The sequence below is a fragment of the Variovorax sp. LjRoot290 genome (assembly GCF_964253985.1).
Taxonomy (GTDB): domain Bacteria; phylum Pseudomonadota; class Gammaproteobacteria; order Burkholderiales; family Burkholderiaceae_C; genus Variovorax.
Map to the genome: position 1 here is coordinate 1,216,168 of NZ_CAXURW020000002.1, position 20,928 is coordinate 1,237,095.

19 protein-coding genes are annotated in these 20,928 nt (G+C 64.6%); 2 read left to right on the plus strand and 17 right to left on the minus strand.

Translation table 11 applies throughout. The features are described from left to right. The first annotated feature begins 254 nt into the window (after positions 1-254). Complete coding sequence (locus tag ACSQ9A_RS34840) at positions 255-3,122, plus strand: AAA family ATPase (RefSeq protein ID WP_436307319.1); 2,868 nt, start codon at positions 255-257, stop codon at positions 3,120-3,122. 251 nt (positions 3,123-3,373) lie between these two features. Further along, the gene (locus ACSQ9A_RS34845) at positions 3,374-3,586 is read left to right on the plus strand and encodes a hypothetical protein (protein WP_436307320.1); all 213 of its coding nucleotides are present in this window, start codon (positions 3,374-3,376) and stop codon (positions 3,584-3,586) included. A 314-nt stretch (positions 3,587-3,900) separates the two neighbouring features. Here ACSQ9A_RS34845 and ACSQ9A_RS34850 read toward each other — a convergent pair whose 3' ends face one another. The 17 genes from ACSQ9A_RS34850 to ACSQ9A_RS34930 form a co-directional block, all read right to left on the minus strand. Then, positions 3,901-4,530: an EthD domain-containing protein gene (locus tag ACSQ9A_RS34850; RefSeq protein WP_436307321.1), complete on the minus strand. Its 630-nt coding sequence runs from the start codon at positions 4,528-4,530 to the stop codon at positions 3,901-3,903. 28 nt (positions 4,531-4,558) lie between these two features. Further along, a complete protein-coding gene (locus ACSQ9A_RS34855; protein ID WP_436295130.1) occupies positions 4,559-5,254 on the minus strand; it encodes an EthD family reductase in 696 nt (231 codons plus the stop codon). A gap of 5 nt (positions 5,255-5,259) precedes the next feature. Beyond that, a complete protein-coding gene (locus ACSQ9A_RS34860) occupies positions 5,260-6,441 on the minus strand; it encodes an NADH:flavin oxidoreductase/NADH oxidase (protein WP_436307322.1) in 1,182 nt (393 codons plus the stop codon). A 15-nt stretch (positions 6,442-6,456) separates the two neighbouring features. Further along, a complete protein-coding gene (locus tag ACSQ9A_RS34865; protein ID WP_436307323.1) occupies positions 6,457-7,377 on the minus strand; it encodes a DMT family transporter in 921 nt (306 codons plus the stop codon). A 3-nt stretch (positions 7,378-7,380) separates the two neighbouring features. Continuing rightward, on the minus strand, positions 7,381-8,565 hold the full coding sequence (locus ACSQ9A_RS34870; protein ID WP_436307324.1) for an MFS transporter: 1,185 nt from the start codon (positions 8,563-8,565) through the stop codon (positions 7,381-7,383). A 29-nt stretch (positions 8,566-8,594) separates the two neighbouring features. After that, positions 8,595-9,236, minus strand: coding sequence for a 3-oxoacid CoA-transferase subunit B (locus tag ACSQ9A_RS34875; protein ID WP_436307325.1), 642 nt, complete (start codon positions 9,234-9,236; stop codon positions 8,595-8,597). Then, positions 9,233-9,892 (minus strand): CoA transferase subunit A, encoded by a 660-nt coding sequence (locus tag ACSQ9A_RS34880; protein ID WP_436307326.1) that lies wholly within the window; start codon positions 9,890-9,892, stop codon positions 9,233-9,235. Before ACSQ9A_RS34880 ends, ACSQ9A_RS34875 begins: the two co-directional genes overlap by 4 nt. Next, positions 9,889-11,163 carry a fumarylacetoacetase gene (gene fahA / locus ACSQ9A_RS34885; RefSeq protein ID WP_436307327.1) on the minus strand — a complete coding sequence of 425 codons (1,275 nt, stop codon included), beginning with the start codon at positions 11,161-11,163 and terminating at the stop codon, positions 9,889-9,891. Before fahA ends, ACSQ9A_RS34880 begins: the two co-directional genes overlap by 4 nt. Beyond that, on the minus strand, positions 11,160-12,473 hold the full coding sequence (hmgA, locus tag ACSQ9A_RS34890; protein WP_436307328.1) for a homogentisate 1,2-dioxygenase: 1,314 nt from the start codon (positions 12,471-12,473) through the stop codon (positions 11,160-11,162). The genes fahA and hmgA overlap by 4 nt, the downstream gene beginning before the upstream one ends. Then, a complete protein-coding gene (locus tag ACSQ9A_RS34895; protein WP_436295138.1) occupies positions 12,470-12,700 on the minus strand; it encodes a DUF2783 domain-containing protein in 231 nt (76 codons plus the stop codon). Before ACSQ9A_RS34895 ends, hmgA begins: the two co-directional genes overlap by 4 nt. A 12-nt stretch (positions 12,701-12,712) precedes the next feature. Continuing rightward, on the minus strand, positions 12,713-14,371 hold the full coding sequence (locus tag ACSQ9A_RS34900; RefSeq protein ID WP_436307329.1) for an FAD-dependent oxidoreductase: 1,659 nt from the start codon (positions 14,369-14,371) through the stop codon (positions 12,713-12,715). Between the two features lie 37 nt (positions 14,372-14,408). Further along, positions 14,409-15,368 carry an MBL fold metallo-hydrolase gene (locus ACSQ9A_RS34905; protein ID WP_436307330.1) on the minus strand — a complete coding sequence of 320 codons (960 nt, stop codon included), beginning with the start codon at positions 15,366-15,368 and terminating at the stop codon, positions 14,409-14,411. A 32-nt stretch (positions 15,369-15,400) separates the two neighbouring features. Continuing rightward, a complete protein-coding gene (locus ACSQ9A_RS34910; RefSeq protein WP_436307331.1) occupies positions 15,401-16,111 on the minus strand; it encodes an ABC transporter ATP-binding protein in 711 nt (236 codons plus the stop codon). 15 nt (positions 16,112-16,126) lie between these two features. Continuing rightward, entirely contained in the window at positions 16,127-17,905 is a 1,779-nt protein-coding gene (locus ACSQ9A_RS34915) for a branched-chain amino acid ABC transporter ATP-binding protein/permease (RefSeq protein ID WP_436307332.1), read from the minus strand. Further along, positions 17,902-18,825, minus strand: coding sequence for a branched-chain amino acid ABC transporter permease (locus tag ACSQ9A_RS34920; protein WP_436307333.1), 924 nt, complete (start codon positions 18,823-18,825; stop codon positions 17,902-17,904). Before ACSQ9A_RS34920 ends, ACSQ9A_RS34915 begins: the two co-directional genes overlap by 4 nt. Positions 18,826-18,883: 58 nt before the next feature. Next, a complete protein-coding gene (locus tag ACSQ9A_RS34925; protein WP_436307334.1) occupies positions 18,884-20,080 on the minus strand; it encodes an ABC transporter substrate-binding protein in 1,197 nt (398 codons plus the stop codon). A 62-nt stretch (positions 20,081-20,142) separates the two neighbouring features. Next, positions 20,143-20,919, minus strand: coding sequence for an SDR family NAD(P)-dependent oxidoreductase (locus tag ACSQ9A_RS34930; protein ID WP_436307335.1), 777 nt, complete (start codon positions 20,917-20,919; stop codon positions 20,143-20,145). Positions 20,920-20,928: the final 9 nt, after the last annotated feature.

The following is a 20,928-nucleotide window of genomic DNA, read 5'->3' on the forward strand; positions in this document are numbered from 1 at the left end:
GGTAAGCTCCAGCCCTCCCGAAGTCGTCTTGGTTCGGTCCCGGTTCGGTCCTTTTTGCTCGCGCCCGGCGCAATTCCTCACTCCTGGGCCGGGTCAGGGCGTGGTCTGCTCGCCGAGGCCGATGCAGCCGTCGTCGGTGCGGATCGTCGCGCTGATGCGGTCGCCAGGGCGCAGGTGCATGGGGTTGTTTCACGGCCGTCTCACGGGCACCGCAGCGGTCTATCGTTGATGCCCGCACTGGCACAATCGCTCGCATGGAGCAGGTACAGCCGTTGCGACTTCGGTTCGGAGACTTCCGCATCGACGAGGCGGAGGCTCTGCTGTGCCGCGACGGCGAAACCGTCGAGGTGCCCCCGCGCGCCTTCCAGGTGCTGTGCGAGCTGGCGCGTCGCCCTGGCCAGCTGGTAGCCAAGGACGCCCTGCTCGATGCCGTGTGGGGCCACCGGCACATCAACGAATCCGCCTTGAAAAACGTGGTGAACCAGCTGCGCCAAGCGCTGGGCGATGACGCACGCGAGTCGCGCTACATCCAGACGGCGCCGCGGCGTGGGTATCGGTTCATCGCGACGGTTGCGGAGGACACCGCTGCCCCCCTCGTCGTCCAGCACCAGCCTGCCAGTTCGGCGCCGACCTCGCTCGTCGGCCGCGACACGGCACTCGCGCGGCTGCAGGCCAGCCTCGACGCCGCGCGCGGCATGCAGCGCCAGCTGGTCTTCGTCCTCGGCGAAGCAGGCGCCGGCAAGAGTGCGCTCATCGACCTCTTCGCTGCGAACTGCGGAGCGAGGCTGGCGTTCGGGCAGTGCATCGAACACTACGGCAGCGGGGAACCCTACATGCCCGTGCTCGAAGCGCTCAACGCGCTGTGCCGGGCAGAAGGCGGCGAAGCCGTCGCCCGCACCATGCGCGAGGTGGCGCCCAGCTGGCTGCTCCAACTGCCCTGGCTCCTAAGTGAGGAGGACCGCCGCAGGCTCCAGCAGGAAGTGGGCGGCGCGGCCCAGGACCGCATGCTGCGCGAGTTCGGCGAGCTCATCGACCGCGTGACGCGTGATGGGCCCGTGATCCTCGTGCTCGAAGACCTGCACTGGAGCGATCACGCCACCGTGCAGCTGCTCGGCTACCTCGCGCACCGGCGCGGACCGGCGGCGCTGATGGTGTTGGGGGCGTTCCGCCCGACGGAACTGGTGCTGGAGGATCATCCACTCGCCGCGCTGCGCCAGCAGCTGCGCACGCGCCGACTGAGCCTTGAGGTGGATCTGGAGTCCCTTTCCGAAGCAGAGATCGGTGCTTACCTCACCGCGCGTTTCGGCGATGCGCCTCCCGAAAGTTTCGTGCACTCGCTGCACGCGCACACGGCGGGGCTTCCGCTGTTCGTGGTCAACGTGGTGGATGAACTGGTGGACGCAGGCACGCTGAGGCGCGATGCGGGCGGCTGGCATGTGCCCGTGGCAGGGACCCTCACCGTGCCCAGCAACGTGCTGGGGCTGATCGATGCGCAGATCGCGCGGCTGCCGGCGGAGTACCGCCGCGTGCTCGGTGCGGCAAGCCTCTGCGGCGTGGAATTCCTGCACGTACCGCTGGCGGAAGTACTGGACATGCCGGTCGACGCGCTCCAGGAACTGCTGGACGACGCGACGCGGCGCGTGGGATGGCTGAGGGCGACGGGCGCCAAGCCGCTCGCCGACGGCCGGATCGCCTCACGCTATGCCTTCGGCCACACGATGTACAGGCAGGTGCTGCATGGTGGCGTGGCGCCCGCGCTCAAGCTGCAGTGGCACCGACAGTGGGCGGCCGCGCTTGGTTCCGCCTACGGCGCGGCAGCGGCCGACATGGCTGCGGAACTCGCGTTGCACTACGAGCGGGGTCGGCTTGCGCAGGCCGCCGCGGAACAGCTTGCGATCGTGTCCGCGCGCGCACTCGAACGCGGTGCCGCGCACGAAGCGCTGGCAGCCGCGCAGAGGGCCCTCGTCCTCGGGGATGGGCAGCTCGCCACCGCCCTGGAGCTCGAGTTGCGCGTGCTGGAAGGCGTCGCGCTGACGCGCGTGCACGTGGTCGCCGACCCGAGGGTGGCGGCGGCATTCAGTCGCGCCATAGCCCTGCGCGCGGAGGAACAGCCGGCCTGGCGGCGCGCACTTCAAGGCGCCTGGTGGGTGCACTTCTCGCGAGGGGAGCTCGACGAGGCCCGCGCGCTGGCCGACCAGATGAAGGCGCTCGCCGCTGACGGCGATGCTGGGTTGCTGCTGGCCGCGCTTACCGCCTTGGGCTTCGTGCAGATGCTGAGAGGCGACGTGGCGGGAGCGCGCACCGAGTTCGAGGCGGCACAGGAACTGTATTCGCGGGAGGGGCTGCGCCTGGCCCCGTCTCAGTTCGTGCAGGATCCTGGCGTCGAAGTCGCGAGCGGTCTGGGCTTGGTCTGCTGGCTGGCGGGGGAGCCGCAGCGCGCGCGCGAGTTGGTACAGCAGGCCGCTTCGCGGGCGGCTTCCAACGGGCATGCACTGAGCGAGATGACCGCCTTATCCGCGCAGGCCATCGTGCATGCGCTCGCGCGCGAGTTCGATGCCGTCTATGAAATCACCGAGCGCCTGTACGCGGTGATCCGGAAACACGGGCTGCCGACGGGCCGCAGCGACTTCGCCTGGCTGCACGGCCGCGCCCTGGTGGCGCGCGGCCAGGTGGACGAAGGGCTGCGCGAGATGCGCGAAGCGGCACACAGCGCCGATGAACTCGGCATGCGCTTCGGGCTGTGCGGGTATCACCATCACCATGTGCAGGCCTGCCTGGAGGCGGGACAGGTCGTCGCGGCGCGCGTGTCCGCCGACGAGGGCATAGCACTGGCGCGGCGGCTCGGCGGTCACATGGTGCTGCCCGGCTTGCTGACGCAAAGGGCGGAACTGCTGGCCGCCGATGGAGAGGAGGCGCTGGCGAACGATGCCATCCTTGATGCGATAGAGACGGCTCGCGGGAACGGCTCCGCCTTCTTCGAACTGCTGGCGCTGGCCGCGGCGCAGCGGCTTCGCGCCCGGGCTGCGGACCCCGGCCGGCTGCACGAGCTGCTCGCGCTCTATCAAGGCGATCCTTCGCCCCGGATCGCAGAGATCCGGGGCCTCGCGTCAGGGGTCCCCTGAAGGAACGGCCCGGCCCAGCGGCGCGACGGCGCAATTGGTCACTGGGTCTGCGCCTTCGTACCACCTCCGGCGACGAACTCTGTCCTGCAGCAGATCGAAGTTGCTGCGGCCAAGGTCGTCCAGCACGCACACTTCACCGTCGCAGATGTGCGGGCCGCCCTTAGTGCTCGCCAGGCTCCTGGCCACCTCGGGGAACCAGGCTGTGCAGTCGGCCCTGACGAGGCCAGTTGAACAGCGCCAGTTGGACTACCATGGCCATGCGCGTCCGGATCACCGGGCGTTTGCACTACCCAAGTGGGTCAGCCGATGACCAGCCGAACAGCACCACCGGCACGCGTTTGACTGCAGGCAGGCAAGCCGGCACCTTCGGGTGCCGTTTGCTTTTTGCGTGGCGCATCCGTCAAAGGGAAGCTGCCGGCTACTCGCGCGTGACGACTTCGGGCGTCGCCGAAGAGTGGTGGTGAGCTGATCAGCCGTTGGCCGTTCTTCCACTCGCGGACGTATGTGTGCCGGGCATGCAAGCTTGTACCGTGGACGTTCTCGACTGCTTCGGAGCGAGGCGTACTTCCGCTCACGGCCAGCGGACCTTCGCCGGGCAGCATGGCCGATCGTCCGCTTGCGCCCGGATTGCTGACCATGCAGCCGTATTCCCAGGGCGCTATCGCACTATCGAATTGAGCAGTTCGCGTCAGGCCACCGGGCGCAATTCGCGGCGCAGGATGTTGTCGGCGGTCGACTTGAGAAATGCCGCGGCCGGCCTCGCGCCGGCTCAGAGGGACTACCTGATGTGAAGTTGATCGATGAGATAGGCGACTCCGTCACTCGTATGCGTCTCGACGACGCGGCGCAGCTCGGACGAAGGCTCGAACGCCTCATGGGCCCCCGCGACGCTGTCGAGCCAGACGCAGATGAAGCCGGTCGGGGGATACGGCTCCGCCCACAGTCGCTCGCGACGAGCCGTGGAGACCGTCCAGTTCAACGCGATCTTGTTCCCAGTGGCTGCCGCCGCTCGTCGCAGTTCGCGCCAGAGCGTGTCACGAGTCTTCGCCTGCGCATGAAACGGGATGAGGACTTTGACAGACTGTTCGGCGGGCTCATCTCCGTCGGTCTCGACCACGCACAAGGTCCAGCCCTTCAGAAAGATCGGCTCGTCGGCAGGTATGTATTTCTGACCGACCGCGGACGCTTGGGCCAGGCGCATAGCGTCCGGATCAGAAAAGAAAAGTTCCACGATCCCGTCCACGTTGAAAGCAGGCTCGCCGTCGCTCGCCCACAGCACTTTGTCCACGCGGTTATGGGTGTACTTGGTGATGCCCTCCATGCCGAGCGCGAGCTTGGCATGGGGACCCGCCCAGTACGCCCTGAAGTCGCACGTAGCCGTCCCTTCCTTCTTAGCAAGGAGCGTCATCCTCTTCATCATTCCGGGCCTTTCGGAGCTACAAAACTTGTCGCTCGGCTACTACGAAAGCCGTGATCTCGGTCAAGAACGTCTTTGCGTGTGCCATCGTCACTTTCCCGGCTTCGGAGCCGAACGCTGCTTCCAGCGTCGCGGCATCCTCGAACCAAAGCTCGACGATGCCGTCGATCGGACAATCGTCGTAGCCACATGATTGCCCCTTCACCAATTCACGGGCGATCACGACGTTCTGCCTGTAGGCGCTGACGCCTGGCATCTTGCGGACCAGGTCGCCGTGGACCTTCCACTCGCGTCGAAAGTCCTCCTCGCTGAGATCAGGACGGCGCTTCAAGATCGACATGCGCTTCAGTAACCGAGCGCGCGATTGCGGCTCCGGTAACTCGATGACCACACGCTGCTCGGCGGTCACGATGTGCAGTCCGCCGAGGAAATAGTTTTCGTCTGCGATGAGGGCCGCAGCGAGCTCACTGTCGTTGAACGCGTGGTTCGCCTTGCCGACGTCATCGAACCACAGCTGCGAGAAGCCATCAAAGTCCCACGGTCCGCGCGGGAAATCAATGCCCCGCTGCAAGCGCTCGGTCACCGGGTTTTGCCAGTACCCCCGCAAGCCGGGCGCTCTCTTGGCGAGCTCTCCATGGTGGCCACGCCAGTATTCGCTGAATTCTTCCGTCGACCAATCGGACTTCTTGCGGATCAGGCCCATTCTTACGTTCATGTCTTTCACTCCTGGTTGGTCGGTTCAATGAGTTCGGCTGCAGCCTGTGCACGGGCACGTGCGAGGCCCGGAGCGCGTTTTGCAAGCCAGACACCGTGCCGGACTGGCCAGCGCTTGTATGCGGGGTCGACCCCCAAGGTGATGGCGGCGTGATGCGGCCAGTACGGATCGAAGAGAGCTTCGCGACCCAGGGCGATCAGGTCGGCTTTCCCGTCGGCTAGCACCTCTTCTGCCTGGTGCGCATCGACGATCATTCCAACGGCTTGCGTCTTGATCTGCGCCTCCTGGCGAATACGCTCCGAGAACGGCACCTGAAATCCGAGTCCTCGCGGGACCGGCAGCGCGCGCGTTTCTTCTGTCAATCCACCGGACGAGCAATCAATGACGTCGACGCCGCAGCGTGCTAGTTCGCGCGACAGGACGATTGAATCCTCAAGACTCCACCCGTCCACGCTGCCGTCTACCGCCGACAGCCGGCAGAACAGGGGCTTGCCGGCTGGCCAGGCCGCACGAACCTTGCGCGCGATCTCGAGGGCCAGACGCATGCGCCCTTCGAGGCTGCGGCCCCATTCGTCGTCGCGGTGGTTCGAGTTGGGCGACAAGAAGCTTGCGACCAGATAGCCATGGCCGAAATGGAGCTCCACCACATCGAAGCCGGCCTGAACGGCCCGCAAGGTCGCATCCACGAAGGACTGCACCACGTCTGCGATGCCGCTGGCGTCCAACGCAACCGGCGCCGACCATCCGGGTCCTGCAGGTAACGCACTCGGCCCGAGGCGTTGCCAGGGCTGCGGATCCGACGCGAGGCGATGTTCGGACAGCGCCGCGCCCCCTTCCCACAGCGGCTGGCTGCCCGACTTGCGTCCCGCATGAGCCAACTGAACGCCGATTGCGCCACCGTTGGAATGGACGAAATCAACCACCTGCTTCAACGGTTCGATCTGGCTGTCTTCCCAAAGGCCCAGATCCGCCGTACCGATGCGGCCTCGAGGATCGACGGCGGTACTTTCGGTGAGGATCAGCCCAGCACCGCCGAGGGCGAATTTCCCAATGTGGACCATGTGCCATGGCGTGGCGCGCCCGGATTCGGCCGCATGCTGGCACATTGGCGAAATGACGATCCGATTGTTCAGGACCAACTCGCGTAGCTGAATTGGCTGGAAAAGGAGTGGTTCACTGGTGGTCATACGAAAGCCTGTCAGTTAGGGGGCGACGACCGGGACGGTCGCGGGTTGCCGAGTACCCAGATAGGTGCCGCCCATCACGGCAAGAAAACCGAAGAGATGCCAGAGGTTCAGCCGCTCACCAAGCAACATGGCTGCGAAGCTGACGCCGAAGACTGGAACCCAGTACAAGAAGACGGCAGTACGAGCTACGCCGATACGCGCAATGGCGCGGTTCCAGACGAGGTTGGACAGCGCGGTCGCCATGACACCCGAGAACAGGATGAACGCCCAAGGGCGCCAGCCTGGAAAGAGCCCATCGAATCCAATCGCGGGCGACTCTAGGGTGGCGTGGACCGCCAGAAGGAACGAGCCAACCACATAGATCGCCCAGCTGATGGTCAAGGGGTGGAGTTGCTTGGCCAGGCGCTGGACGATGGCGCCACCCGCGGCAAAGCTGACCACGGCGGCCACCAACATCAAGTCTCCCGCGCCAGCGCTCGAAAGACCGGCTCCCGGATGACTCAATACCACTGCCGCCACTCCCGCGAAACCGAGAAGGACGCCCACCAGGCGCATCAATGTCAGACGCTCCCGGAAGGCGACCGCTGCGAGCAATGCGGATACCAGCGGGCTCAGCGCCATGATGAGCGCGCCATTGGTGGCCGTGGATCGCAGCAAGCCCTCCGCAAAAAGAATCTGATTGAGATACACCATCAGAATCGCGCAGACCACGATCGGCACGCTTTGCCGCCACGACAACAAGGGGAGTCCGCAGCGCTTCCACAGCACGATCAGGCTCAAAGCGGCGCATGCCACGAGCATTCGGAGCGCGGCCACTGTGATCGGATCGAAGACCCCTGTCAGGACCTTCACTGCGGCCACGTTCAGACCCCAGATGGCCATCGCCCCGATCAAGGTCGCCTGCACGGCGGCTGGACTTACTTGGCCATCAGACATGGATCAGGCCCCCTGCAGTTGGCGGTTGCGCTGCCGGATCAAGGACGCGAACACACCTCCGAGCAGCAGGAGGCCGATAGCTGACGATGCAAAGACCAAGGTCGACGAGAAGGTGTCGACCACCCACGCGGCGAGCAGGACTCCAAGGGACTGCCCAAAGAACAAGACGCAAGCGAACAGTGAAACTGCCGTACCGCGCAGGGCCGGGGCCATTTGGGTCGCATGGGTCTGAAGGGTGTTGTGCAAGGCATAGAAACCAAACCCGGCAAGCATGCAGGCGGGAAGCGTCCACTGCCAGGATGGCGCAGATGCGATCGTTGCGAACGCGATGCCCAGGCAGACACCTCCAGTTGTCGCCAGGCCGGTTTCGCCGAATCGCCGCAGCAACACGCGGGCGCAGCGGCTGTAAAGAAGGCCGCCGGCGCCGTAGAGCGCGACGATGGCCCCTGCCGTTGGCATCGTCAGGTTGAACGTGGCGTGCAGATGTGAGGGAATGAAGGCAAGCGCGCTGAATGCCAACGCCCCTTCAATGCAAGTGACGAGCAACACAGTCCTTGCCCACGGCCGGGCGAGCACATCCAGAAGTCGACGACGCACGCTTCCCATGTCTCCCGGCGCCGGTAACGTGAGGCCGTGAGCACGCCGGGCAAGCACCGCTCCGCTGATCAGGAAGACCACCGCGAGCATGACGAACGCCGCTCGCCAGCTCAACATCTCAGCGATGAGGCCGCCCAGCCACTGCCCGCAGATCATTCCAAAAACGGTCGCGCCGAGCAATTTGGCCAGCACTTCCTGGCGCCCTTCATACGCGACGCTGTCGCCGATCAGCGCCATCGTCAAGGGAATGATTCCAGCGGCTGCAACTCCCGACAGAATGCGACTGACAACCAGCCAGTCCAAGGTCGGCGAGAAAACTGCTGCGGTGCTTCCGATCGTGCAAGCCAGCGTGGCAAAGCCGATGACGCGCACCTTGCCGAAGCGATCCCCGAGCGGCCCATAGAACAGCTGGAGAACGCCGTAGGCCAATGCGAATCCGGAAATTGTCCCCGCAGCCTGGCCCGTCGTCGCCGAGAATTCCGCTGCCAACGACGGAAGCATGGCGTCGCAGATCCGCATTGAAGCCATGCTTGCGAATGCGCATATGCCGAGTAGCCAGAGCGTTCGGGTATCAAGGGAGCGGATGCTCATGGTTGCATCGCTTGGTACGGCGCTCACTGTCATGCCACCAGACCTGGTGCAAGGATCAGGCTCGCTTCCGTCGCCTCGATCACCTCACGAATTGACACTCCAGGGGCGATCTCTTGCAGGACGAGCCCATTCTCGGTCGGTCGAATCACTGCGAGTTCTGTGACGACCAGGTCGACGCGGCGCACCGAAGTGATTGGAAGGCTGCAGCGCGGAACGATCTTGGAACCATTCTTCGACCGATGTGTCATCGCTACGATGACCCGGCGGGCCCCTGTCACCAAGTCCATCGCGCCGCCCATGCCGGGAATCATGGAACCAGGCACCATCCAGTTCGCCAGCTGTCCAAGTTCATCAACCTCGAGACCACCGAGCACCGTCACATCAAGGTGACCGCCCCGGATCATTCCAAAGGAAAAGGCGGAGTCGAACGCGCACGCACCGGGCAAGGCACCGACGGGGCGTCCCCCTGCGTCTGTGAGGTTGATGTCTTCGAATCCCTCTCCGGGCAACGGGCTCATGCCAATGATGCCGTTCTCGGAATGGAAGAAGACGTGAAGCGTCGGGGGCAGGTACTGGGCAACTAGTGTTGGCAGGCCGATGCCGAGGTTGACGCGGTCGCCATCTTTGAGCTCGCGCGCGACCCGTCGGGCAATCACTTCCTTGTCGTTCATGAGGCGCGCTCCTTACCCACCAGGACATGGACGAGCACGCCAGGCGTGATCACCGCATCCGGTGCGATCATTCCGACAGGCACGATGCTTTCTGCTTCGGCAATCGTCGTAGTGGCCGCCAAGGCCATGAGCGGATTGAAGTTGCGTGCCGTGAGCGTGTACTCAAGGTTGCCGTAGTAGTCCGCCCGCTTCGCGCTGATCAGGGAGAAATCAGCCTTTAAGGCTGTCTCGAGCAGGTAGCTTCGGCCGTCGACCTCGAGGGTGCGCTTGCCCTCGGCGACCAATGTTCCGACACCTGTGGGCGTCAGGATGCCGCCAAGTCCGAAGCCACCGGCGCGGATCCTTTCCGCCAAGGTCCCCTGAGGCACGAGCTCAACCTGCAAAGAGCCGTCCAGCATGAGCCGCTGCGTCACGGCATTGGTCCCGATGTGGCTGGCGATGACCTTGCGGACGAGGCCAGCATCTATCAGCCTACCAACACCAACCCCGGGCCGCGCGGTGTCGTTGCTGATCAGGGTGAGTCCACCACGCCGCTGCCGAATCAGCTCGTCGATGAGTCGCGGTGGGCAGCCCACACCCATGAACCCGCCCACCATCAGCGAGGCCCCGTCCGGGATCATCGCGATGGCCTGCTCAAGCGGGACGGCTTTTTTCATCTTGCTTCGACGATGCCGACCACTTCGCCCAGACCAATGCGAGCTGCGCCTTCGCGCTCGCACCACCCACGCATGATCAATGCGTCACCGTCCTCCAGGAAGCTGCGCTGCTCGCCGTTGGGAAGCGTGATCGGCTGCTTGCCGCCGCTGGTGAGTTCCATCAGCGAGCCGGCTTCGCTGGCCTCCGGGCCGGACAGGGTGCCTGAGCCCAGCAGGTCGCCCGGCTGCAGGTTGCAGCCGTTCACGGTGTGGTGAGCGATCAACTGGGCCGGCGTCCAGTAGGCGGCGCGGGTGGTATTGGTCCGAGAGAGCCGAACAAGCTCGTCACCAGCTTCGCGCATCCTCGCGGTCTGTAGCAAGACCTCCAACTCGATCGAGAACGCGCCCTTTGCGCGGTTTGTCTCCGAGTCCAGGTAGGGCAGCGGTTGTGGATCCTCCGCCGGGCGTTCGAAGGCCACGCGAAACGGCGCCAGCGCCTCGGTTGTGACCAGCCAGGGCGAGACAGTGCTGGCGAAGTTCTTCGAGAGGAACGGGCCAAGAGGCTGGTACTCCCAGCCCTGGATGTCGCGCGCCGACCAATCATTGAAGAGCGTCACGCCGAACAGGTGCGCCTCGGCCGCATCCATGCCGATGGACTCCCCCTGCGCATTTCCTTGGGAGACGAACCAGCCGAGCTCGAGCTCGTAGTCCAGTCGCTTCGAGGGGCCGAGGCTCGGCGCGCTGGCGTCCGGTGCCTTGGTCTGTCCCTGCGGTCGCTTGAAGCGCTGGCCGCTGACGCCGATCGACGAGGCGCGGCCATGGTAGCCGATGGGCACCCATTTGTAGTTCGGAAGCAGCGGGTTGTCCGGCCGGAACTGTTTGCCGACGGTGGTCGCGTGGTGAACGCTGGTGTAGAAGTCGGTGTAGTCGCCGATGCGGCAAGGCACCGTCATCTCGACGGCCGACTGGGCGAAGAGGAAGTGGCCCCACTCGGCGGTCTGCGTGTTGCCTTCGGCCAGGCCGGCGGAGATCGCGGCACGCAGCGCCTGGCGCTCCGTCGGGCTCTTCGCCATCAACACGTTCATGTCGTCCGTATGGACGAGGCCGGTCGCCTTCAAGTCGAGCACCTGATCGCCGATCGCAACCCCGATGCGAAAGGCCTCGCCGCTGCCGGCAGGCCGGAAGCGGCCGAACGGAAGGTTCTGGATCGGAAAATCGCAGCCAGCCTCGTTGGCCGAAGCGACCCAGCTGCGCAGCTTCGGATCGTGGGTGGCGTTCAGTTCGTTGTTCATGGCTTGAATTGGTCCTTGAGGCCGGCCCAGCAGTCGGCATAGTCGGTGTCCAGCGCCGAGCTCTGCAGCGCCCAGGCCGTGGGAATGAAGCGGAAGCGGCTCTCGAACATGAAGGCCAGCGTGTTGTCCAGCTTCTGCGGCTTGAGATCGGCACGGCTCGCCTTCTCGAAGGCTTCCTCGTCGGGGCCGTGCGGCACCATCGCGTTGTGCAGGCTGGCGCCGCCGGGTTTGAAGCCGCCGGGCTTGGCGTCGTACTCGCCGTAGACCAGGCCCATGAACTCGCTCATGAGGTTGCGGTGGTACCAGGGCGGACGGAAGGTGTTCTCCATCACCAGCCAGCGCGGCGGGAAGATCACGAAGTCGCAGTTGGCGGTGCCGGGCGTGTCCGAGGGCGAGGTGAGCACGGTGAAGATCGACGGGTCCGGATGGTCGAAGCTGATCGAGCCGATGGTCATGAAGTTGGCGGTGTCGTACTTCACCGGCGCGAGGTTGCCGTGCCAGGCGACGACGTTGAAGGGCGACTGCCTGGTGGGCGCCTTCCAGAAACGTCCGCCGAACTTCTTCACCAGCTCGTAGCCACCGGCCTCGCTTTCGAAAGCAGCCACCGGCGCCTGAAAGTCGCGCGCATTGGCCAGGCCGTTGGAGCCGATCGGGCCCAGCTCGGGCAGGCGGAACTGGGCGCCGTAGTTCTCGCAGACGTAGCCGCGCGAGGGACCCTGATCCGAATCCGGCACGGCGATCTTGAACACCACGCCGCGCGGCAGGAGCGCAATTTCGCCGGGCTTGACCTCGAGCACGCCCATCTCAGTGGTGATCACCAGCCGGCCTTGCTGCGGCACCAGCAGCATCTCGCCGTCGGCATTGACAAAGGCGCGGCGCTCCATCGAACGGCTCGCGAGGTAAACGTGCGCAGCGACGCCGCTGTGCGCCTCGGCGTCGCCGTTGGCGGCCAAGGTATGGATGCCGTCGATGAAATCGACATCGGCGTTGTCGAGCGGAAGCGGATGCCAGCGCATCGGCTCGGGCGCGAGCGCGATATCGCGGTCGGCGCCGGTCTGCCAGTGCGGCTGCGCATAGGCCTGGTAGCGGCCGGAGACCACCGAGGGCTGGCGCCGGTACATCCAGCTGCGCCGGTTCTCGTGGCGCGGCGCGGTGAAGGCAGTGCCCGAGATCAGCTCGGGGTAGAGGTCGAAGGGCGCGCGCTGCGGGCTGTTGCGGCCCTGCGGCAGGGCGCCGGCCACGGCCTCGCTCGCGTATTCGTTGCCGAAGCCGCTCTGGTAGCGGCGCTCGGCGGTGGATGCGTTCGTCATGGTGTGCTCTTGCTTTCGTTGGATCGGGCAGCGACCGCGAGCGCGCGCCGCAGAACAACCAGCGAGCCGATGTGGTTGGCCAGCACCAGCACGAGTCGCGCATTGAACGCGTGGCTTTCCTCGTTCGACAGGCCTTCGTGCGCCTCGAGCAGCGCTTCGTAGAAGTCGTCGGGCGCGTCTAGGTTGGGGGCAGTGATCAAGACTTGCGGTGGCGTCGCTTGCGGCATGGCGGTTCTCCTTCAGGCTCTGGCGAGGGCGCGCGCCAACGCAGCGCGGATGGCGAACGAGGACGGCGCGCGCCAGCGAGCGCAGACGTGCTGGTCGGGCCGCAGCAGGTAGACGGTGCCGGGCTGCGCGTCGTAGCGTTGCGCGGCCAGCGCATTCGCCTCGGCGAGCGGCACGCGCAGCACGCGCAGCGAGGCGTCGGCCTCCGCGACGGCGCGGGCGCTGCGTTCCGCCGGCTCGCCCTCGCCGAACACCAGCGCGGTGAACGCGGTGCCGCCAAGTTCGCGCAGCAGCCAGCCGCTGCGCCCGCCGGCCAGGGTGACGGGCGCGTCCGCGGCTACGGCGCCGGGCACCATGCGGCCGCTGAACGCATCCGCATCGGGCGTGTTGAGCGGCGAGCCGTGCAGCGTGGCCGGGACAGAGAGCCGGCCGCTGTTCACCAGCGCGCGTGCGAAGTCATGGCGCTTGGCCAGCTCCAGCACCGCATCGCGGAACAGTCGGCTCACCTCGCTCTTGGGCGTGATGAAGTCGGTGGCGCGGGTCGAGTTGCGGATGTTCTCGTCGGCCGCGTACTCGCGCTCGGTGGCGTAGCTGTCGAGCAGCGCGTCGGGTGCGTCGCCGCGCAGCACGGCCGCCAGCTTCCACGCCAGGTTCTCGGCGTCCTGCACGCCCGAGTTCGCGCCTCGTGCGCCGAAGGGCGAGACGCCGTGGGCCGAATCGCCGGCAAACAGCACGCGGCCATGCCGAAAACGGTCCATGCGCAGGCAGGCGAAGGTGTAGACACTGGCCCACTCGAGCTCGAACTGGGCGTCTTCGCCGAGCAGCGCCCTGACGCGAGGGATGATGTTCTCGGGCTTTCTCTCTTCCTCGGGGTCGGCGTCCCATCCGAGTTGGAAGTCGATGCGCCAGACGTTGTCGGGCTGCATGTGCAGCAGCACGCTCTGGTTGGGGTGGAACTCGGGGTCGAACCAGAACCACCGCTCCGCCGGCCGGTCGAGCTTCATCTTCACGTCGGCGATGAGAAACCGATCCTTGAAGATGCGGCCCTTGCTCTCCTTGCCGATCAGCTCGCGCACGGAGGAACGCGAGCCGTCGCAGGCGGCGACATAGTCGGCGGCCAACTGGTAGCTGCCATCGGGCGTCTCGATCATCAGCAACGCGTGCTCGTCGTGCTGCGCCACACCGATGACCTTGTTGTTCCAGCGGATGTCGATCAGCGGCAGCTGCGCCGCGCGTTCGGCGAGGTAGCCTTCGACGTAGTACTGCTGCAGGTTGATGAAGGCCGGCCGCTCATGCCCCTCTTCGGGCAGCAGGTCGAATTCATAGATCTGCTCGTTGCGAAAAAACACGCGCCCGAGATTCCACGACACGCCCTTGCCGACCATGCGCTCGCCGCAGCCGAGCCGGTCGAATACTTCGAGCGAGCGCTTGGCGAAGCAGATGGCGCGCGAGCCGGTCGAGAGGCGGTTATCGTTGTCGAGCAGCACGACGGGAACGTTCTGCTGCGCCAGGTCGATGGCCAGCGCCAACCCGACCGGGCCGGCCCCGACCACCACGACCGGGTGGCGCGCAGGCGCGGCAGCCGACTGGTCGGCGTGGCGAACGTAGTCGAAGGCGAGCTTCTGATAGTCGAGCGGTTCCCCGCCGACCGACGCGAGGTCGTTCAGCTTCATGGTGTCTTGGCTCCTTGTCGGGACGCGCGGCGGCCAGTCAGCCTTCCAGCGTCTTCCACATCTCGACGTCCCGCTCAGCAGTCCATATGCGCGGATCGGTGTACTTCGTGGCCTCGTCGTAGCAGCGAGTCACGTCGAATGGCATGCAGTGGTCAAAGATCACCCAGTGGCCGTACTTGGGCTTGAGCGCGGCGAAGGTGTCCTTGTAGACCGCGTTCAGGTCCTTGCCGGCGGCTACGCCCTGCTGCACGTTGGCGTACACATCGGAAATGAAGTCCCGCGTCTCGCTCAGGCCCTTGGCCACGTCATCGGGCGTCGTCAGTGCCGCGCCACGACCGGGCACCAGGGCCTTGGGGTTCAGCGCAGCCAGGTTGTTCAAGGTCTGCGGCCAGTCCTTGAAGTAGGCATCTCCGGCGTAGGGAGTCGCACCGAACTCGACCAGGTCGCCCGACAGCAGCGCCTGCTCTTGCGGTAGCCAGACCACAGTGTCGCCCTTGGTGTGGCCGCGCCCGAGCTGCAGCAGGTGCACCTCGAGCTTGCCGAGCCACAGCGTCATCTTGCCGGTGAAGGTCATGGTCGGCCAGGTCATGCCCGGTGGCACCGTCTCGACGTTGCTGAAAAGTCGCGGGAAGCGTCCGATCTCACTGGCCTTGTCCTGCTCGCCGCGCTCGACGATCAGGTCGTACGTGTCCTGGCTGGCAATGATCTGCTCCGGCTTGTAGGCACTGGCGCCGAGCACGCGCACCGCGTGGTAGTGCGTCAGCACGACGTACTTGATCGGCTTGTCGGTCACTTCACGAATGCGGCGCACCACGTCGGCCGCCATAGCCGGCGTGGCCTGGGTGTCGGCAACCAGCACGCAGTCGTCGCCGATGATGATCCCCGTGTTCGGGTCGCCTTCGGCCGTGTACGCCCAAGCGTGCTCGGAGATCTGGCTGAAGGTGACTTTCTTCTCTTCCAGGTCGGCCTGGCTCGCGAACTTTTTGGTTTCGGTCATGGGGTACTCCTTTGTATGTGCGGATGAATGGGTCAGTGCGAGCCGAGATAGGCCGCCTTGACCTTGGGATCGTTGAGGAGTGCGCGACCTGTGCCCTCCAAGGTGATGTGTCCTGTTTCGAGCACGTAGGCCCGGTCGGCCACGCCCAGCGCCTGCTTGGCCATTTGCTCGACCAGCAGGATGGTCAGTCCCGATTCGCGCAGTTGTCGAATGGCGTTGAAGATGTCCTTGATGATCAATGGCGCCAAGCCGAGTGAGGGTTCATCCAGCAGCAGCAAGCGCGGCTCGCTCATCAAGGCGCGTGCGATCGCCAGCATCTGCTGCTCACCGCCGGACAAGGTCCCGGACAGCTGGTCTTGGCGCTCCCGCAGCCGCGGGAATCGCTTGAATTCCCGCTCGATGGCGGCTGCGGTCGCTGCGGGGTCATTCTTTCGCGAATAGGCACCGAGCATCAGGTTCTCGCGCACCGTCTGATCGGCAAATACGCCGCGGCCTTCCGGGGACATCGCGACCCCAAGGCCCACACGTTGATGCGATGCAACGTTCGTGATGTCCTTGCCATCGAGCAGGATTCGACCTTCGGTGACGGGCTCCAACCCGCAGATGCTCTTGAGCAAGGTGCTTTTCCCGGCTCCATTGGCGCCAATGATGGTCACCACTTCGCTCTTGCGCACTTCAATGCTCACGCCCTTGACGGCCTGAATCGCACCGTAGGCAACCTTGACTGATTCGAGTTTCAGCATATTTGACTTTCCGGTTCAGGCTGCGGCGAGCGCTTCTTCGGGCTCGTCGACGCCGAGATAGGCTTCGACAACACGGGGGTTGGCCTGCACCTCGGCGGGCTTGCCCTCGGCGATCTTGATGCCGTAGTCGAGCACGATGACGTGGTCCGAGATCGACATGACGAGATCCATGTGATGCTCGACCATCAAAATGCTCACACCGCACTTGCCGATGCGAAGCAGCAGCTGACCCAGCTCGCCTGTCTCCTGCGGGTTGAGACCCGCAGCAGGCTCGTCAAGCAGAAGGAGTTGCGGCTCAGTCGCCAGTGCCCGTGCAAGTTCGACACGGCGTTGCAGGCCGTAGGGCAGGCTACCCGCCGGGTGATGCGCCAGATGCAGCAGGCCCACCAAATCCAGGAGCTGCAGGGCGCGGGCCCGCGTTGCGGCCTCTTGCTTCATCGCGCTCGGCAGGTGAAGTAGCGACGCGAAGAAGCCGTTCGTCATACGGCTATGACGGCCGAGCATGACATTGTCGAGCACCGACAGTTCAGCGAAGAGACGCAGGTTCTGAAAGGTGCGCCCCATGCCCATGCAGCAGATCGAGTGCACCGGTTGACCGGAGACCTCCTTGCCAAGGAACTGGATCGAACCTTCGGTCGGATCGATCAGGCCGGTGAGCATGTTGATCATCGTGCTCTTGCCGGCCCCGTTCGGCCCGATCAGCGCGTGGATATGCCCCCGCTGCAAACGGAACGAGACGTTCTGAGCTGGCTTCACGCCGCCGAAGTTCTTGGTAACTCCCTGCACCACCAGCAACTCGCCTTGGCCTTCAGGACCGATGCGCGTGGGAGCCGCGGCCACCTTCGATGCTTCGGGCGCCGCGGTCGAACGTCTGAACCACTTGGAGAACAAGCCGGTCACGCCACCAGGCATGACATAGAGCGCAAACAGCAGCAGGAAGCCGTACAGGAAGTGCTGAGCCGAGGGCCAGCGCGCCAACGCAGCATCGACCGCCGTCAGGATCACCGTGCCGACCAACGGCCCGTACTGGGACCCGGCTCCGCCGAACAGCACCAGCAGCAGGATGAAGATCGACAGGTGGAAGGTGATGAAGTCGGAGTTGATGTACTGGTTTTGCTGCGCGACCAGCGCGCCAGCTATGCCACAGGTGACAGCCGCAACGACGAATGCGATGACCTTGGCGCGATAGACGCGAACGCCCACCGAGGATGATGCGATCTCGTCGGCCTGCAGCGAGAGCAGCGCGCGACCGAATCGACCGTGCAGAAGATTGCGCAACAAGAGATGGGTCAAGGCGCACAGTCCGATGCCGAGCCAGACCCATTGCTGCGACGTCAATGGCTGCCCGTTCCAGGTCAAGGCCTTGATCCCGTAGATCCCTTGCGCGCCGCCGAACACATCGGTCCATTCGCCTACGAGCTTTTCCACAACGATGCCGAACGCCAGCGTCACCATGGCAAGGTACGGCCCCTTGACTCGCAGCGATGGCAGAGCGATCAGGACGCCACAAACCGCAGAGATACCGGCGGCAATCACAAGCGCAAACCATGGGTTCATTTCGGTACGGGTCGTCAGCAGTGCAACCGCGTAGGCTCCTGCGGCGAAGAGACCCGCCTGGCCGAGCGATTTCTGCCCTGCATAACCGACCAACACGTTCATGCCGGCGGCGCAGAGGTAGTAGACGCACATCATGAAGACGATGCGCAGGTAGTAGTCGTTCCCGAAGAGGGAGGTGGCGCCGACGAGCGCAGCGGCGACGAGGACGACGCCCAAGAGATGTTGACTGCGCTTCATACCTTCTCCACCAGCTTCTTGCCGAACAGTCCGGTGGGACGGAACGCGAGGACCAGGATCACGAGACCGAAGACAGCGACCTCGCGCCACTGCGCCTGCCACAGGTTCACCAGCGACTCGAAGACACCGAGAACGAATCCGCCAATGACGCAGCCTCGCGGATTGCTCAGGCCGCCGATCATGGCGCCGGAGAAGCCTTTGAGGCCGACCGTCAGGCCCATGAAGAGCGAGGCTTGCGCGATCGGCGCGAGAAGAAAGCCGGAGAGGCCGGCGAGTGCCGAACTGATCACGAAGGCGCCGATCATCACTGCGTTGGTGTTGATGCCCATGAGGCTGGCTACGTTGCCATTTGCCGCCACCGCGCGCATGGCCTTGCCCACCATCGTGCGATTCATGACGAAATCGAAGCCGATCATGATGACGACAGCGACGGCCAGCGTCAGAAGTTCCTGCGGACGGACGCCGATACCGAGCAGTCGGATCACCGTGTCGCCCACCGGTCCGGGCACCACCACGGGCTTCGGTCCCCAGATGGCCAAGCCAATGCTCTGCAGGATGACTCCAAAGCCCAGGGTGCTCATGACCCAGGCCATGCCTGGTCGTCCAGCAAAGGGCCGCACACCAATCACGTAGAGGAGCCATCCGAGAAGGCCCATGACACCGAGCGCCGCCGCAAGAGCCAGGAGTTGAGCGCCGGCGCCGGGAAGTGCCTGGCCGAACGTGGTCGAGGTCACAGGAAGACCCAGGACCAGGAAGAGCGCGCTCATGCCGATGAATGCACCGGCCGACACGAACTCCCCGTGAGAGAAATTCAGTGTCTTGGTCGTCGTGAAGGTGATGCTGAAACCCAGTGCGACCAACGCGTAGGCACCGCCCACGGCCAAGCCGCTGAGAATCGCTTGTAAGAGCGCCTCAACCATAGTTGCCTCCGAGATGATTGCCCGGACCGCGGGATGCGGCCCGGATACGCGTTTCGCGTTACTGCTTGAAGTCCGCGCCTGCCAATGCGCCGACGATCGGGTCGGTATAGGGCAGCAGCTTGCCGTCCTTCCAGCGAATCCACACCAAATCCTTGGCGGTCAGCGCTTCGTGGTTGGTCTTGCTGAACGGCTTGTCGTAAGTTTTGAGAACGCCCTGGACCGGGGCCTTCAGGTCCTCCAGTGCGACGCGAACGGCCGATCCATCAAAGCTGTTGGCTTGCTTCGCGGCGGCGGCATAGAGCAGGACCGAGTCGTAGCCGTGCAGCGCGAAGGAGAAGGAGCCCGGCGCCTTGAGCTTGGGGCCGACGCGATCGAACAGTTTCTGCTGGGCAGGTGTGCGCGTCTCGCTGACCGTGCGCATGAAGATCGGCTTTTCAGCAAGCGTCTTGCCCGCGGCGTCGTAGAACGTGATGTTGTCGGCCGCCCACGAGGTCAGTACCAGCGGGAAGTAGTTGATCTTCTCCATGCTGCGAACCAGCTGCGCGATGGGAGTACCCTGTGCCCACACCACCACGGTGTCGACGCCGGCAGACTTCATCTTGCTCAGCTGGGAGGTCATGTCCGTATCGCCGACACCGAAACGCTCGGTTGCGGCGATCTTGATGTTCTGGAGCTTGGCAATCTCCTCCATGTCCTTCAGGCCGCCCTGGCCGTAGCCCGTGGTCTCAGCCATCAAGCCGACGACCTTCGCCTTTTCCGTGTTCTTCTTGACATATGCCATAAGGGCGGCGACCTGCTCGCGGTCCACCATCGAGACGCGGAACATATAGTTGTCTGCGCCCGGGCTCATGGGCTTGGTGATGTCAGTGCCCGAACCCACGTTGCCGATGACCGGAATCTTTTTCTGGTTGGCGATGTGCTTCCAGGCCATCGCATTGCCGGAATTGGTCGGGCCGAACACGGCGGCAACCTTTTCGTTGTCGACTAGCTCGCTCATGTTCTGGATCGACTTCGGGGGTGCTGAAGTGTCATCGCGAGTGACGAGCGCCAGCTTTTTGCCGAGGACGCCACCCGCCGCATTGATGTCGGCAATCGCCGCCTCCATGCCGAGCACTGCCGCCTGGCCGCTTTGCGCGGAGGGAGAGGCTGACAGATCTCCGTTGTAGCCCAACTTGACGTCTTGAGCGCTTGCGGCTGTGGCAGCAACAAGGCTCGCGGCAAGAGCGGCTCGCTTCAGGAACTTGGGAATGCTCATAGCTGTCTCCGGTTATTCGAACTCGGTGAGTTCAGGGTTGCGATCAAAAATGAGGTGGAAAATCAGGAAGCGAGGAAGCCGCCGTCAACGGGAAGGGTCACGCCCGTCACATAGGTGGCCATGCTCGATGCCAGGAACACCACGGGGCCAACCAGCTCTTCGGGCTGCCCGACGCGCGCCATCGGCGTGCGCAACATGAACTTGTCGAGGCGCTCCGGCGCCTCCCGCGTGTACGACGTCATGGGCGTCTCGATGACGCCAGGCGCAATGGCGTTGACACGGATACCGTCCTTCGCCAACTCAACGGCGAGCGCTTGCGTCATGAGCTTGACCGCGCCCTTAGACGGGGAGTAACCCACGACATTGGGAATTCCGGTGCTCGAGGCGATGGACCCGACGTTGATGATCACGCCCTTGGTTTCCCTCAGCGCATCCAACCACGCATGCGTTGGAAGGAAGGTACCCATCACGTTCACCGTCAGCGTACGCTCGAGGTTCGACGCGACCTTCGGGCTGTCCAAACCCTCGCGAATGATGATGCCGGCGTTGTTCACCAGGATGTCGATGTTTCCGACTTCGCTTGCCACGGTGAGCGCGAGTGCCTGGCAGGCATCTCTCGAAGTCACGTCCAACTTGTACGCGACTGCCTTCCCGCCCGCGGCATTGATTTCGGCAGCAACTACCTTGGCGTTTTCATCGTTCAGGTCGGTCACGACGACCTGGGCGCCCGCTTTCGCAAGGCCCTTGGCGATGGCTTTGCCATTGCCCTGCCCTGCGCCGGTCACAAGAGCGATGCGCCCGCCCAAGATCTGCGGCGCCATGAGTTCAGAGATTTCCATTTGTCTTTC